Below are 15,853 nucleotides of genomic sequence, written 5' to 3' on the forward strand. Positions count from 1 at the left end.
GAATGAACCCGATGTCTGACCGCCCGCACACGGCGTCGGCGCGGCTGACCAACGCTCGACTCCAGACTCGGTATCGCCATCGACAACCTCCGAATCGCTGCGCCGCGCTCGTTGCGCTGACGTTGCTTCTCGCCGTGCACGCCGGAGCCGCGTTCGCCGCGCCGGACACGGCGATCCTGAGCGGGCCCGCCGGACTCACCGACCGCGCCGACGTCGTCTTCTGGTGGGCAGGACTCTCCGACGACCCCGCCGCGCCGGTGCGAGGCTACCGGTACAGCCTCGACGGGTCTGCCCCCGTCTTCACCGAATCCTCGACAATCGCCCTCTACGCGTTGCCTCAAGGCGAGCACCGGTTCCGCGTCGCGGCGGTGAACGCCCGGCTGGAAGAGGACCCGACGCCCGCCGAAAGCCTGTTCACCGTCGGAGTGGCGTTCAGCGAGGAAGCCGAGTCGAACGACTTCGCCGTCGCCGCCAACGACGCCTCATCGGGCATCGAGGTGCGAGGCATCTCCGGCGGAGCGGTCGATATCGACTTCTTCAAGGTGGCGCTCTTAGGCGCGCCGAACCAGGTGACCGTCACCTTCCGCCGACCCGTCGGGGGGCTCGGCAAGACGACGGTTCAGCTCTATCGCGGCGATCCAGCCCTGAACGTCCTGCTGGGAACCGCGACGGCGTCGCCGGAGAATAGCCAGCGGGTCACGTTCACCGTCGGAACATCGCCTTCCGTCCACTACCTGCGCGTGCAGTCCGACGCGGCGGAGGCGGTCGCGTCGCAATACGTCGTCACGGTCACCGGCGCGGCGCTGGCTCCGGCGTACCACCGCGACATCGAGCCGAACGACTCCGAGGCGTCCGCGAACGTGCGCGAGCTGACCGCCGCCTCGTCGAAGCTCGGCATCGTCGGTTCCGCTGCCAGCGCGACTGATGTGGACTGGTACCGCATCCGCGCCAACATCACCACGACCGCCCTGCTGCGGCTGACCGTGTTCCGACCCGGTTCCGCTGGCGAGACGAAGGTCAGCGTCTACGCAGGGGCTCCGCCGACGACGGATCGGCAGATCGCCCGGCTTACCGCTTCGGGAGCCAACGGGCAGTTCGCGACGTTCGAGACGGGCGTCACGCTGAGCGATGTCCTCGTGCGCGTCGAGCACCCCTCGACGCTGGCGGCGGAGCCGTACTGGCTGTTCTTCTCGCTGTCGGAGCCTGCAGGCGACGTCGAGGTGGAACCCAACGGAGCCGATCCGCGCGTCAACCCGCGTTCGCCAACGCGATTGGCGCTCGACCGCCCGATGGACGGCACGAGCTGGGACGGCGGCGCGGACACCGACTGGTACGCCGTCGAAGCGCCTCGTGCCGGCGTGTTGACGATCCGGTTCACGCGCCCATCCGGCACGGGCTTGACGCGGGTGCGCGCGTTCAGCCCGAACTTCGCGCAGATCGGCGAGGCAACGGCTTCCGTCGCCGCGAGCCAGACGGCGACACTGAGCCTGTCCGTGAGCGCCGGAACCCACCATGTCGAGCTCACGCCGACCGGTGAGTCTTCAGCCGCCGGGTACCGGCTCAACGCCACGCTCGGCGCGGCGGGCGTGCTCGACGTGAGCCATTCCGCGACTCGACCGCTGCGGCGCGGCGAGGTGCTCCGCGTCACCGCGACGGCTCCGCCCAGGGGCGCGGCGAGTTTCGCCATCGGGACGGCGCGCGAAGGGATACCACTCTTCGACGACGGCGCGCACGAGGACGGTTCCGCGTCCGACGGCGTCTATTCGGGAACCTACAGCGTCGGCGCGTCGGACGACCTGCGCGATCAGCCGGTGGTCGTCACTGTGCGCGACGAGACGGGCGGCGTCAGCACCAAGACGGCGTCGCAGACCGTGACGCTCGACGGTGTTCCCCCGGCTCCCATCACGGCTCTGACGGCGAGCGACCGGCCCGACGACGACGGCTATTGGCTGCGTCTGTCGTGGTCGGCATCGCGGGCGGCGGACCTGGCAACCTATCGGGTCTACATCTCGCCGACGCCCATCCCAGCGACGTCAGGACTCGCGCCAGCGCTTTCGACGCACCTGACATCGCTGGACGTGCCCGTGTCGCAGAACGGCGTGGACACGTACATCGCCGTCACGGCAGTCGATCTCGCCGGGAACGAGTCAGCGTTGGGCGGTCTGTCGGTATTCGGACCCATCCGCGCGCTGGACAACCGGCGTCCCGATCCGGTGTCGGGCGTGACCATCGCCGACACGCCCTACGACTACGGCGGATCGGTCACGGCGCGGTGGGACGCCGCGCTCGTCGAAGACTTCCAGGAGTACCGCGTCTATGTGGGCCCGGAGCCCATCGCATCGACCGAGGGACGGGTTCCCGGGGCGCGAGTCGCGAGCCAACGGGCGACCGTCGCGGACATCGGTTCCCTGCCTGTGGGCGCGCCGGTCTACGTCGCGGTGACGGTCGTCGATCTGTCGGGGAACGAGTCCGCCATCGGGCCCGGTTCGACGGCGGGACCCGCGACCCCAGCCGCGAACGCGACGCCGGACGCATCGCCGCTGCGCTTGACGGGACCCAGCGGCATCGTGCGGGGAACGTCCGCGACCTTCCTGTGGAACCGGTACGCGGCGGACGCGGGCGACCCGCCGTCGCGGTTCAGCGTCCAGTTGGATGGACGAGCTTCCGAGTTGACATCGCTGACTTCAGCGATGTTCTACGGTCTGTCGGCGGGCGAGCACACCGTCCGCGTCGGGATTCCGGGCGCGGCGACGGCGTCGCAGGCGACCTTCCGGGTCGAGCCCACGACCGTGCGGGAACGCGAACCGAACGAGGCGGAATCGACGGCGACCGAACTGACGCCGAACGTGACCTTCGCCGGTATCGCCGAAGCCGCTGGCGATCTGTACCGCCTGAACATCGAGAACCCCCGCGTCCTCGCCTTGACCGCCGAATCGTCGGGCGAAGCGACCGTCACGCTCTATCGCGGCATCCGCTCGCCGGATACGGTGGCGTTCCAGAGCGTCTTGACGGCGGCGGCTCCGCGCCGCACGGCAACCGTCGCCGTGGCTCCGGGCGTCCACTGGATTCATGTGACCGGCAGCGGCGATTACGCGCTCTTCGCGTCCCTGCTCGACCTGGGAGCCGGACGCGCCGCCGAGATGGAGCCCAACGACGTCGCCGACCGCGCGCTGACGCTCGATCTGTCCGCTCCGGCGCTGGTGCGCGGTTCGTCTCAGACGGCTCCCGACCGCGACTGGTTCGCGGTTCCCGTGCTTGCGGCGTCGCGGCTGGAGGTCGCGTCCTACCGTCCGGCGGGCTCCGGCACGACGACTTGGCGGCTCTACCGGGGCGACGCGCCGGTTGCCGAGTGGAAGCTGGACGGCGCGCGCCTGTCGAACCGAATCGCCATCGGCGCGGCTGCCGACCTCTATTTCGTGGAGATTGTCGGCGAGCAAGCGAGCGCGAGCGAGTACGAGGCACGCATCGCCTTGACGCCCGGCGCGGCGGGCATGGAGATCGAGTCGAACGACGTGATCGCGCGCGCGACGCCCCTGCCTCTGACGACGGCGTTCGCGGGCGACGCCTGGAAGTCGGGCGATGTCGATGCCTATTCCGTTCAGATCATTCGCCGGGGGACGGTCGCCGTCGGTTACGAAGCCGGCATGGGAACCGGAACCGTCGAGGTGCATATCCGCAACGCGGGGGGCGTGTCGCTGGCGTCGTCGCCGGCGAACCCATCGAATGGCGGCAGGACGTCCGTCCAGGCGGATGCCGTGCCAGGAGCCTACTACCTTTCGGTGGAACCCCAGGGCTCCGCGACGGACTCCTACCGGACATGGGCGTTCTTCGTCGAGGAGTTGAGCCATTCGGCGACGCGTCCGCTCCGGTCGGGCGATCCTCTCGATTTGCGCGTCGTCTGGGTTCCGGGCGGTTCGGCGGCGGTTCGTCTGATCGACGTGGACGGCGCGGCGGTCGGTTTGCCGCTGACGCTGGGCGATGCGTCCAAGGCGGGCGTCTACACGGGTCGAGTGACGATCCCGGCTAGCGCCAAGGGCCCGCTGACCGTGCGCGCGGAACTGGCGATAAGCGCGATGCAAGCCACGGTCGCCTTTGCGCAGCCCGTCGCCGTGGACGCCTCGGAGCCCCAGGTCACGTCGGTCTCCATCGACGACGTTGCCGCCTTCGGGTTGGGAGCGGCCATCCACGTGCGCGCCGTGGCGGAGAAGGGCTTGTCGGCGTCCTTCGCGATCCTTCGACCCGATGGCACGCCGGTTCGCGCGGGTCTTCCGTTGGTGGACGACGGGACGAAGGGAGACGCCCAGGCGAACGACGGCGTCTATACGAGCGCGTACACGACGGTCGCGGGCGATGACGTACGCGGGGGCTCCGTCGCGGCGACGTTCCGGCGGGGCACGGGCCCGTCCGTCGTGGTTCCCGCGCCGATGCGCTTGACCATCGACACAGTTCCCCCACCGGGAGTTACCGGCGTCGCCGCGCAGGACGTTCCGGGCGACGAAGGCGGCTTCCTGCGCGTGACGTGGGACGCCAGCGCCGTCGAGGACTTCGCGCGGTACGCCGTCTATGCGGCGCAGACGCCCGTTGTGACGCTCTCCCGGCTGACGCCCATCGCGACGAGCGCCCAGCGGGATGCCACCTCGCTGATCGTCGAAGCGGAGAGCGGGGTTCCGTTTTACTCGGCGGTCGTCGCGGTCGATCTCGCCGGGAACGCCTCGCCGTTGATCGGCGGGCCGAAGGGCTCCGTCTCCGGCGCGGCGACCGCTCTGGACAATCTCCCACCGGAGCCCGTTTCGGGCGTTCAGGCGGCGGACCGGCGCGGAGATCGCGGCGGCGTCTTGACCGTTCGATGGTCTCCCAGTCTCGCGCCGGACTTCGGCGAGTACCGCATCCACCTGTCGGACCGACCTTTCGCGGCGGGAGTCGGCGGAACCATCGCCGGGCGCGTCCCGGTCGTCGGCGTCACGGTCGCCGATATCGGAACGGCGGCGGATGGCGTCGATTGGTACGTCGCCGTGACGGCGGCTGACGCGGCTGGGAACGAGTCGCCAATCGGCGGTTCCAGCGTGTCGGGTCCCGTTCGGAGCGCCGCCGATGCGCCGCCCGGAAGCGACCTGGGAGCCGCGCTGTTGGCAGGACCCGTCGGGACGGCGCGTCAGGGCTCGGTCGTCGCGCGATGGAGCGCGTTCGCGCCGGATGGCTCAGCGCCGGGCTGGCGCGTGCGCCTGGACGACGGTCCCCCGCAACTTGCCGCCGTCAACGAACTTCTGTTTCCGAACCTGTCGGCGGGTTCCCATTCGCTCACGGTGGAACCCTCGGATGGGAGCCTTCCCGCAACCGTGCGAACCTTCGCCGTCGAGCCGCTGGCGCTTGAGGAGAGCGAGCCGAACGACCTCGGCGCTGCCGCGACCGCGTTGCCGGTTGGCATTCGCATGAACGGGACGACGGACGCGGCTGGCGATGTCGATTGGTATCGCGTCGTCGTGTCGGAACCGGCGGCGCTGTCACTCCATCTGTCGCGCGGCAGCCCCAACGAGTCCGTCGTGACGCTCTTCCCGGCGTTCGCGCTGGGAGACTTGGAGCGGATCGCGCGCGTGTCGGCGCGAGGCGGCGAATCGCGCGCGACGACGCTCGGAGTGGACGCGGGAGAGTACCTCGTCCGTGTGGACGGTGCTCCGGGGCAGTACCGTCTCGCCGTTGCCCTGAGCGCGCGCTTGCCCGGCTATGTGTGGGACGTCGAGCCGAACGGCGACCCGCTGCGCGCCACCCCGGTCGGGTCGGGGACCGCCGAGATCGCCGGATCGGCGAACTCCGCCGATGACATAGACTGGTATCGCTTCGACGTGGATCGAGCTCCGGGCACCGTCTTCGAGCTTCGGCTTCTGCGAGTCGGTTCCGCCGAGCTCTACCAGGGCGCTCCAGATGCTTCGAGCGCTCCCATCGCCGCCCTGACGAGTTCCGGTGGTTCGGTCGCAACGCTCCGAACTGGAGTCGCCGCGTCCAGTCTGTACCTGCGAGTGGCGGGCGTCGGCTCGGTTCCGTACGCGATCCAGCCTGCCATCGTCGCTCTGCCGGAGGGGGTTCAGTGGGAGGAAGAGCAGAACGGCGTCGAGGCGTTGGCGACGCGCGTGCCTCTCACGACACGCGAAGTGCGCGGGACGCTCCGTTCCGGCGAATCCGACTGGTTCCGCGTCACCGTGCCCGACGGGGCACTGCGGCTGCTGACCTGGCGTCCGACGGCTCCGGTCGGGTCGGTGGGCAAGGCGCGCGCGCTGCGTTCCTTCCCGTCCGCGTTGCCGATCGACGTGGGCGAGGTCGCACTGGGAGACGTCGCCTCGGGGGGTCTGACGATCCCGACGACCGGCGGGACGTATCTCTTCGAGATGTCCGGCAACACCGGCGGCGATTTCGAGTACGCGGTCTCCGTGTCTCTGGAACCGGCTGCGGACGGCGCAGACTGGGAGCTGGAACCCAACGGCGCAGCGCCTCGCGCCGGAGCTCTGCGACTCGGACGCCCGATGCTCGGGTCGATTTCCAGCGCGTCCGATGAGGACTGGTTCGTCGTGAACCTGGATCCGGCACTGGAGGGAGCCCTGCTGCTGTCTCTGTCAGCGCCCACCGCGACGGGCTCGGTCAAGATGCAGGTGTTGAGTCCGGGTCTGGTGAGCCTCGCCGAGACCCTCGCCAGCCCGTCGGATGCGATGTCTGCAATCGTGCAGCTACCGTCTCCCGGTTCCGCCTACTACATGCGGATCAGCGGCTCCGGTCGCGGCGGGTATCGAGTCGGAGCCCTGCGCGTGCGTCGGGGTTCCCACGATGGGGTTCGTCCGTTGGGCGTCGGCGGAGTCCTGACGGCGCGCATCGAGGGCGATCCCGGATGGAGCGTGTCGGCGGAGCTCGGCTCGGGCTCCGTCGTGTTCCCGCTCGCTGCGACCTCCGGCGGTATCTACGTCGGGACGCACACGGTTCGGAGCGGAGAGAACGCCGCCGCCAGCGAGCTTCGCGCGGTCATTCGGACGGACAGCGGGATCGCCGCGTCGCTGACCTTGCCGCCCGTTGTGACCATCGACACGGCGGCGCCGGAGATCAAGGACGTGCAGCACAACGCGGCGAAGGCGCTCCGAGCCGACGATGTGCTGGTCGTGCGCGCGCGGACGGAGCCGCTCGCCGTCGTGACGATGGAGTTGGCTGCCGAAGGGTTCCGCGCGGTCGCGTCGCTATACGACGACGGCAAACACGAAGACGGCGGAGCCAACGACGGCGAGTACGCCGGAACCTATCGCGTCGCGCTGGGAGACCAGGCGGCGGGGGCGACGGTCACCGTGGCTGCGACGGACGACCTGGGCAACCGCGCGACGCGTTCGGCGCTTCGGAAAGTGGATATCGACACGACGCCTCCGCGTATCGCGTCCATCGAACACGACGCCCGGAGCGTTCTGGCGTCCGGCGACCGAATGACGGTGCGCATCCGGGGCGAGGTCGGAGCCGTCGGGGAGTTCGCCATCGCCGGCGTTCGCGAGCATATCGCCCTTTCGGACGAGGGCACGCAGGGCGACGAAGTCGCGAATGACGGCGTCTACACGGGCTTCGTCGTCATCCGCGAGGGAGACAACGCGCTGAACGCGCTCGTGTCGGCGACGTTGACAGATCGCGCCGGGAACGTATCGCGCATCGTCGCGCCGCAGCCAGTCAGCATCGACACGACGAAACCGAGCATCAAGTCCGTGACGCACAATGCGACCAGATCCCTGCACGCCGGCGACAAGCTGATCGTCCGCCTCGTCGGGGAACCGGAGGGAACCGCGACGCTGGACATCGGGACGGCGTTGACGGGGCTTCCCCTGCTGGACGACGGCGCGGGCGACGACGTTGCAGCGGGAGACGGCATCTACACGGCGAGCTACATCGTCCGGGAGACGGATTCGGTCGTCGAAGCGCTCGTGACGGCGACACTGACGGATCGCAACGGAAACTCCGAGACGCGGAGCGCGTCGCGTCGCGTTTCGCTGGACGCGATCCCGCCGGAGCCGATCGTGAACTTGGTCGCCATCGATGTGCCTCAAGACGAAGGCGGGCGGATTCGGCTGACCTGGCAGCCGACGACCGACGTGCGCGACTTCCTGCGCTACCAGGTTTACCGGCAGTCGGCTCCGATCCGAAGCACGAAGGGGATGGTTCCCGTCGTGGCGGATCTCCGTGCGCCCGAAAAGACGACGCTCGACGTGGACGTGCCGGTGAACAATGCGGACCTCTGGTTCGCCGTCACGGCGGTCGATGCGGCTCTCAACGAGAGCGCGCTGTCGCCGACGGGCGGCTCGACGGCGGGCCCGGTGCGGGCGACGGATGACATCGCGCCCGCGTCGGTCGTCGGCGTGAGCGCGTCGGACGCCCCGGATGACAACGGCTTGGCGCTGCTCGTCCGCTGGACGCCGTCCAACGCCGAACGCGATTTCGCCCACTACGCGGTCTACATTGGGCGCGAGCCGCTCGCCGGTGCGTCGCTGCAAGATGCGAAGCCGGCGGCGGTCTTCCCGGATCGTGCGATTCCGCAGGGCATCGTTCCGGTTCCCGAAGACGGGATGGACCTCTACGTGGCGGTGGTCGCCGCCGACGTGAACGGGAACCGGTCGGCGATGGTCGCCGGGTCGTTGGCGGGTCCGGTGCAGTCGCACGACGACATCCGCCCCGATCCCGTTGCGGGCGTCTCCGCGTCGGATTCGCCCAGCGACCGAGGCGGCGAGCTCGTCGTCTCGTGGAAACCCGACGAGGACGCCACGATCCGCACGTACGAGGTCTACGTGACGACAGAACCGCGCGTTCTGCTGCGGTCGTCGGATGTCCCGGCGTTGGTCGTGGACCGCGCATCCCTGGCGGACCCGAAGAAGCCGGTCGCGCTGGTTCCGGTTCCGCGTGACGACGTGCCGTACTATGTCGCGCTCGCCGCCGTGGACGGCGGCAGGAATCGCTCTCTGCTCGGCGAAACATCCGTGGCGGGCCCGGTGCGTTCGATCCAGAACATCCTGTCCGATCAGCGGGAATGGACCGTTCGAGGCGGACTGGACGCGCGCACGAGCGTCACGGTTCCGCAGTCCATCGCCCGACCGGGGATGCGGATCGACATTCTGACGGTGACGGATTCGGCTTGGCTGCGCCGGATCGAGGAGGCGAATCTCTCGCCGGACGAGGCGAACATCGATCCTGAGCCGGACACGCTCCTGCAGAGCACGACGCGGTGGTTCTCGTCGGATACCGAGGCGTTCCCACAGCCGATCACGGTCACGATGGGGTTCCCGGCGCTCGACCCTCCAGACCTGGCGCAGGAGCTGCGGGTCTTCCGGCTGAACGCCTCGGCGGTTCCCGCGAGATGGGAGTTGGTGTCCGGCGTGCAGCGAGTCGATGTGAACCAGGGCGTCGTGACGGCGCAGATGCGGACGCTGGGCGTGCTGCGGGTGGCGCGGCTGGTGCTGCCTCGGCGGCTGGACCGCGTCGTGCTCTACCCGAACCCATTTTCACCGGAGACGCACGGCGTCTTGACGTTCCGCAACCTGACCGCCGACGCGGTCGTGGACATCTTCACCCTGGATGCCCGACGTGTGCGGACGCTCACGAGCGCCAACCCGGGCACGGCAACCTGGGACGGGCGCGACGGGAGCGGACATCTCGTCGCGACCGGGCTCTACATCTATCTCGTTCGGGGAGCCAACGCCCGACGTACGGGGCAGATCTTCGTGGCGCGCTGAGGAGCCGACGGATGTCAACCCGAGCGATCCTACGTTACGCCCTGGTGTGCGCGATGGCGCTGACCGCGTTGAACCTGCGCGCGTCGGGGCGTGTCGGCGGCGCGTCGTTCGCGCTGAGCGCCGGGGCGCGCGCCGAGTCGATGGGCGGGGCGTTCGTTGCCGTCGCGGACGACGTATCGACGCTCTACTGGAACCCTGGCGGACTCGGGCTGGTGCGGGGTTCCCAGTTGACCGGCGTCCATACGGAATGGATCGGCGGCGTCCGCTACGAGTGGGTCGGGTTCGTCCAGCCCATCGGCAGGCTGGCGACGGTCGGGATCGGCGGCAAACTGCTGACCGGCGGCGATGTCCCACGTACCGTGATGACGCTGGGGGGCTACGCCGGCGAAGGAGTCTTCCGCTATTCGGCTCGACACGCGCAGATCGCGTTCGGCTCGACGGAGATCCGCAGCTTCCGGTTCGGCGGCGGGGTCGAGCTGATGCGCGAAGGGCTGGACATCTCCGGTTCGTCCGACGACGAGAGCCAGAGCGCCCGCAGCGGGACGACCCATGTGGGAGCGATCTACCAGACGCCGGTGAGCGGACTCCGTGTCGGAGCGGCGCTGCGGAACCTGGGAGGCTCGGCGTCGCTGCACGGAGATTCGTCGCCGCTGCCGCGAACCCTCCAGGTCGGAGCCGCGTACACGCGACGGATTGAGCCCGTGGCTTCCGAGCAGCTTCCGGTGGAGCTGGCGACGACGGACACGGCGAAGCCCTCGGCGGCGTCGGGCGTGTTGACGGCATCCACCGACCTTCTCTCGACGCGGGGCGAATCGCCGGCTTTGCGCGCGGGGCTGGAGTACCGGTTCAGCAACGGTTTGTCCGCCCGGGCGGGATATCGGACCGATTCGGCGTTCGATGCCGTCTCGCGGCTGAGCGGCGGACTCGGCTACGCGACGGACACGTACCAGGTGGACTACGCCTTCCTCCCCGTCGGCGATCTGGGGAACGCCCACCGCGTCGCCTTCACGCTGCTCTTTCGCTAGCGCCCCACGGTCATGGATGCCGGCAACCTTCCCTCCCCGCTTCGCAGGTTGGGAGAGATCTGGGCGGAGGCGCACGGTCTGCCGTGGCTATTCCGCACGCTGTCGCGTTCCCGGTTCCCTTGTTCGGCTAGACCGAGGATTCGCGCGAACGCCGTGACGCGGCTATATACCTTACACAATCACTCGGCGCGCTTCTGCCGCCGCACGGAAGGAGAGCCCCATGACGCGTCCTACCATTCGTCTTGCTGTCGGAATCACGCTTCTGTTCGCGATGCAGGCGTCGTCCTCGGCGAGGGAGGTCGCCGGATTGGTACTCGCGTTGCCGTTCGGCGAGGGTAAAGGGGCGACGGTCGCCGACGGGTCGGGCAACGGCAACGACGGGAAGATCAAAGGCGGCGTCAAGTGGACGACGGGCAAGTACGGCGGCGGGTTGCAGTTCGACGGGAACGACGGCGTCGTCGAGGTTCCCGACAGCAAGTCGCTCCAGTTCACCGACGGACTGACGGTCGCCGTGTGGATCAAGCCGACGCTCAAGGGCGATGAGTGGCAGCTTCTCGGGTCGAAGGGAGCCGACGCCAAAGAGTTCTTCGAGGTTCTCCTGAGTCCGAACGGGTTCCTGTGGATGGGATGGATGTTCCAGAACGCCCAGCGAATCGTGCCGGCGCAGAGCCCGAAGGAGGTGAAGCCTGACGTGTGGCAGCACGTCGCCGTCGCGTGGGACCCGAAGCAGTTCTGGACGGTCTATCTCGACGGGGAGCCGCTCATCGAATATCCGAAGCAGGACGACAAGCTCGTCCCCAACACCGATCCCGTGCTCATCGGCACGGAGCTCAACCTGAAGCGGTACTACAACGGCGTCATGGACGACTGGGCGCTGTTCAATCGCGGGCTGACCCAGAAGGAGATCAAGTCCGTGATGGGCGGACTCGACGCGCTGCTGCCGGTCGATCCGCTCGGGCGCTCCGCGACGACGTGGGGGCGCCTGAAGGCGGGCAGGGGTCCGAGAGCCTAGACCGCGAGCGTCGATGACCCACTTTGGGCGGAACTCTCCGCCGCGCGCCGAAGCCGCTCATGGACGCTGCCGGGCAGCAGCGCCTTCGCGCCGAGGAACTCCAGACCTGCGATCTGCTCCTTGGCGTTGAAGTCCACGACCAACCCCGGCAACACCTCTTCCGATTCGATGATGGGCTCGGTGTCGTCGAGCACAATGGCGAAGGCGTCCGTTTCGGGATCGTAGCGGACTCTCATTTGCGGTTCCTCTGCGACCGGTCGAAGTACGCGATCACGACGCACCGGCGTTCCTGCTTCTCCTACTCGTCATTCCCGCGCGCCCCGCCTTCGCGGGGCCAGGAAGCGGGAATCCAGAACCCTGGGCTCCCGCTTTCGCGGGAGCGACGAGGCCCCACCAGGGTAACAGCAGCGTACTGCCTAGAGGTTGCGGCACTCCTCAAGCGTCAAGAACGGGGGACACTTCTCACGCTCCTTGCCCATCCATTCGGTGATGAGTTCGTGGTGGTACAACATGAACCGCGTTCTTTCGTCAGGGAGGACAATGATAGCGACATCGTGGGGGAGTATTGGGATGCGATACGCCACTTTCACGTTGCCGTCGGCAACGAATTCCTCTTCCTTAGGCGCGGTGAAAGGCTTGGGCTGCACCCAATCCGGAGGCTCCACGATACGCCACTCGTTCTCTTCCATCAGCGAGTAGTCGTTCGGAGAGCTGTCGGACATACGCCTGACGAAGTAGGCGAGCCTCCAAACCTCATCCTTCACATGCGTCGGCGTCCGTAGACAGCTCACATCTCCTGGAACGTCGGGGACGCGCTCCTCTTCGCAGTGCTTGAGGGCTTCCCAGTGCTTGAGGGCTTCAACGATCTCGACAAAGGCATTCGCCACGAATTGCCCGTTGTCTTCACCGACGTAATGCACGGGCGCTCCGCCTCTGGCAATCGCCCAGTCACGGCGGACCCCGACTCCGAGACATCCATACTGCTTGGACAGGTGTTCCGCCTGTGACAGACGCGTCTCGGTGAAGCAGACGCGCGCAAGAATCTGCCGTATCCCGACATCTTTGCCAAACAGGTATTCCGGTTGTCCGATCGTTACGCAGATTCCTTTTGCCACAATATCCGCTAGGAGTCCAACATACTTCTCGCGTTGCACCGCTGATATCCGCTCCCAGCGAATGGACCGTTTCGTACATTCAGCTTCCGTGTGAAGATGCTTGCCGACCCAGTGCACGAGGAAGTCAGATCGACCAGACATCTCGATTGCCTCCCACGCCCGTTGGCGCCAAAACGACGTACGGCTCACGCGGTTCGTGACGAATCGCAGTAGGCTTCGGCAGCCCTTGCCATTGGATTGCCGACCTGTCCTGTTGCGACGACCTCACAGACGATCGCTGCGTCGGCTCGGCCCTATGGTAACGCCATGGACAACATCGACGCACGATGTACTACGGATCATCGACAAGATGCGGTAAGGTATCCTGTTGATCGCGGTTGCGAATAGGCGGATCGTTGCCAGTGGAGTCCGACGAGTCAGGAGTCAACGATATGCCACAACACCGACACCTTCTCGCCCTGCCACGCGGTAACCGACAGGTCTTCCTCTCGTGGCGGCTGCTGCCGTCCGACGCGCCGGACGCGCCGTTCCACGTCGAACGAGGACGCGGCGGGGCTTGGGAGCGCGTCTCGACGGCTCCCGTAACGGACTCGACAACTTACGTCGATCAGGCTCCAGCCGCCGAGCCGTACGCCTACCGCGTCGTGACGGGCGACGACACGGCGTCGGAGTCAGTGACCGTTGATGCCGGGGCGGAACCGTCGCTCGCGGCGCGTTCGGTTCCCATCGAGGACGCGGCGTCCGTTGGCGGGCTGATCATCGGCGACCTGACGAACGACGGGCGGCTCGGTTACGCGATCCGCTTCGTGCGCGGCGGGACGATCCGGGTCGCCGCCTACGACCACAACGGCGCGCATCTGTGGGAGCGCGACACGCGCCTCCCCGCCGCCGGCGGCTGGGACGGCTCGACGCTTCACGCGCCGTTCCTCTGCTGGGAAATCAACGGCGATGGCAGAAGCGAAGTCGTGTTCCCGTCTTTCCCGGGCAAGTACCCGACGGAGCGCTACGACACGGCGGATCCAAGGCAGCAGCTCACGGCGGTCGATGGCGAAACCGGCGAGACGGTGTGGAACACGTCGTGGCCCGCGACGCGCTCGCGGGTCATGATGACGGTCGGGCATCTGCGCGGGCTCGACGCCCCGGCGAGCGTCGTCGTCCTCGATGAGACGTACGGCGACGTCGTGCTGACCGCCATCGGCGGCAAGACCGGCGCGACGGAATGGCGCGTCGAGCAGAAGCGTCCCGCCGGGCACAATCTCGACATCGCCGACCTGGACGGCGACGGGGTCCAGGAGATCATCTGCGGCGGCGTCTGCTACAACGGCGACGGCTCCGTGCGCTGGGAGGCGGAATCCTTCGGACACACGGATATCTCGAAGCCCGCCAAGATCGATCCCGATCGGCCGGGGCTTCAGATATGGTATGCCGTCGAGAGCGGAGGACCCGGCGTCTATCTCGTGGATCGAGACGGCGCGACGCTGTTCAAGGAGCCGTTCCGCCACGCCCACTATGGATGGCTCGCCCGCCACGCGCCCGGCGTTCCGGGTCTGCATCCGCACACGGCGGAGGACGCGCGGCACGAGTACGGCGGCGCCGGAGCCGGCATGCGCGAGGAGGGGCACTTCCCGATCTACCTGCCGGACGGTTCCCACTGGCTGAACCTGACGGACTGGCAGCGCAAGAACTTCGTGCCGGTGCATTGGGACGAGGGGCGCGAGGTCGTCTTCGTCATCCGCAAGGAGAACAAGCGAGTCGTGCGCCTGCTGCCTTCGGGCGAGATGGAAGACTTGGCGGACGGCAAGCTGCCGGAGGGCGGTCAGTACGGGCGGAACCTGGCGTGCGTCGACGTGCTGGGGGACTTCCGCGAGAACATCGTCACGGTCGATGTCGAGGGGAACCGGCTGATCGTCCTGGCGAACCCGACGCCGGCGGCGCGGCGCGCTGGGTCGCCCTGGGAGGACTTCGCCTATCGGCACGACCGGAGCCAGTTTGGATCGGGGTACTACATCTACCTCTCCCCGCCGGAGTGACGGGGCCCTTCCGAGCGCCGGGCGCTACGTCGTCACGTCGCCGGCCCGTCCGACCACGGCGAACAGTGGTACCTTCTCCTGCTTGCCGCGTATCTCGACGGGCTGGAGTGGATCGAGGCGGAACCGCTTGTCGAGTGCCTGCGCGACGGCGTCGGAGATGATGATGTCCACGCCGAAGTCGCGTGTGAAGTGCTCGATCCGCGACGCGGCGTTGACGACATCGCCGATGACCGTGTACTCCATGAGCTCCTGGCTTCCGAGGACGCCCGCGACGACGGTTCCGCGGTGGATGCCGACGCCGATGGTGATCGGCGCGAGCCCGTCGGCTTCGAGCTCCCGGTTGTAGACGGGCAACGCCTCGCGCATGGCGAGCGCTGCCTGGACGGCGTCCATCGCCTGCCAGGGGTTGGGGTCAGGCACTCCAAACATCGCCATGATGCCATCGCCGATGAACTTCCCAACGCGTCCGTTGTGGTCGGAGATAGCGCGCGTCATCGCGCGGAAGTAGCCGTTGAGCATGCGCACGATGGCGTCGGGTTCGATCCGTTCGCTGATCGTCGTGAAGCCGACGATGTCGGCGAAGAGGACGGTGACCTCGCGGCGTTCGCCGTGGATAGAGACGCCGCGCTGGATGATCTCTTCGACGACCGCCTGTGGCGCGAACTGATGGAACGCCTGCTGTAAGCCTTCCAGCTCCAGCAGCGTATGATCGAACGCCGACTGGAGACGCCGCTCGCGAGCGCTCGTGTTCCGCAGAAGAACGGCAACCCCTGCCAGGCTGAGCGTAACCATCGCCAGAGCGACCGGGAGCGCTAGGCGCATACGCCGGCTTCGGTGAGCACGCTGAGGCGGCACATCGCGTTGGCGACGGCGTAGACCTGGATCGCTTCGAGCACTTCCTCCGGCTGAAGCTGGCTGGCGAGCTCGCGGATAC

At 68.0% G+C, this 15,853-nt stretch carries 6 protein-coding genes; 3 read left to right on the forward strand and 3 right to left on the reverse strand.

Annotated elements, in window-relative coordinates:
* Nucleotides 1-2: 2 nt before the first annotated feature.
* On the forward strand, nucleotides 3-9,737 hold the full coding sequence (locus FJZ36_06190) for a hypothetical protein (protein MBM3214485.1): 9,735 nt from the start codon (nucleotides 3-5) through the stop codon (nucleotides 9,735-9,737).
* Nucleotides 9,738-10,982: 1,245 nt separating this feature from the next.
* Nucleotides 10,983-11,774 (forward strand): LamG domain-containing protein, encoded by a 792-nt coding sequence (locus tag FJZ36_06195; protein ID MBM3214486.1) that lies wholly within the window; start codon nucleotides 10,983-10,985, stop codon nucleotides 11,772-11,774.
* Here FJZ36_06195 and FJZ36_06200 read toward each other — a convergent pair.
* Both FJZ36_06200 and FJZ36_06205 read right to left on the reverse strand, forming a co-directional pair.
* Entirely contained in the window at nucleotides 11,771-12,010 is a 240-nt protein-coding gene (locus tag FJZ36_06200) for a DUF2283 domain-containing protein (protein ID MBM3214487.1), read from the reverse strand. The genes FJZ36_06195 and FJZ36_06200 overlap by 4 nt on opposite strands.
* 180 nt (nucleotides 12,011-12,190) lie before the next feature.
* Complete coding sequence (locus tag FJZ36_06205) at nucleotides 12,191-13,078, reverse strand: hypothetical protein (GenBank protein MBM3214488.1); 888 nt, start codon at nucleotides 13,076-13,078, stop codon at nucleotides 12,191-12,193.
* A 242-nt stretch (nucleotides 13,079-13,320) separates the two neighbouring features.
* Here FJZ36_06205 and FJZ36_06210 point away from each other — a divergent pair, with 242 nt between their 5' ends.
* Nucleotides 13,321-14,919, forward strand: a complete 1,599-nt coding sequence (locus tag FJZ36_06210; protein MBM3214489.1) for a hypothetical protein — start codon at nucleotides 13,321-13,323, stop codon at nucleotides 14,917-14,919.
* A 24-nt stretch (nucleotides 14,920-14,943) separates the two neighbouring features.
* On the opposite strand, the gene FJZ36_06215 is transcribed toward FJZ36_06210, so the two are convergent.
* Nucleotides 14,944-15,741 (reverse strand): adenylate/guanylate cyclase domain-containing protein, encoded by a 798-nt coding sequence (locus FJZ36_06215; GenBank protein MBM3214490.1) that lies wholly within the window; start codon nucleotides 15,739-15,741, stop codon nucleotides 14,944-14,946.
* Nucleotides 15,742-15,853: the final 112 nt, after the last annotated feature.

It is taken from the genome of Candidatus Poribacteria bacterium (assembly GCA_016866785.1).
Lineage (GTDB): Bacteria > Poribacteria > WGA-4E.

Excerpts from the sequence above, each read along its gene's own strand:
- FJZ36_06210 (MBM3214489.1), top strand. The coding sequence starts at position 13,321 with ATGCCACAACACCGACACCTTCTCGCCCTGCCACGCGGTAACCGACAG.
- FJZ36_06190 (MBM3214485.1), top strand. The coding sequence starts at position 3 with ATGAACCCGATGTCTGACCGCCCGCACACGGCGTCGGCGCGGCTGACC.
- FJZ36_06215 (MBM3214490.1), bottom strand. The coding sequence starts at position 15,741 with ATGCGCCTAGCGCTCCCGGTCGCTCTGGCGATGGTTACGCTCAGCCTG.
- FJZ36_06200 (MBM3214487.1), bottom strand. The coding sequence starts at position 12,010 with ATGAGAGTCCGCTACGATCCCGAAACGGACGCCTTCGCCATTGTGCTC.
- FJZ36_06195 (MBM3214486.1), top strand. The coding sequence starts at position 10,983 with ATGACGCGTCCTACCATTCGTCTTGCTGTCGGAATCACGCTTCTGTTC.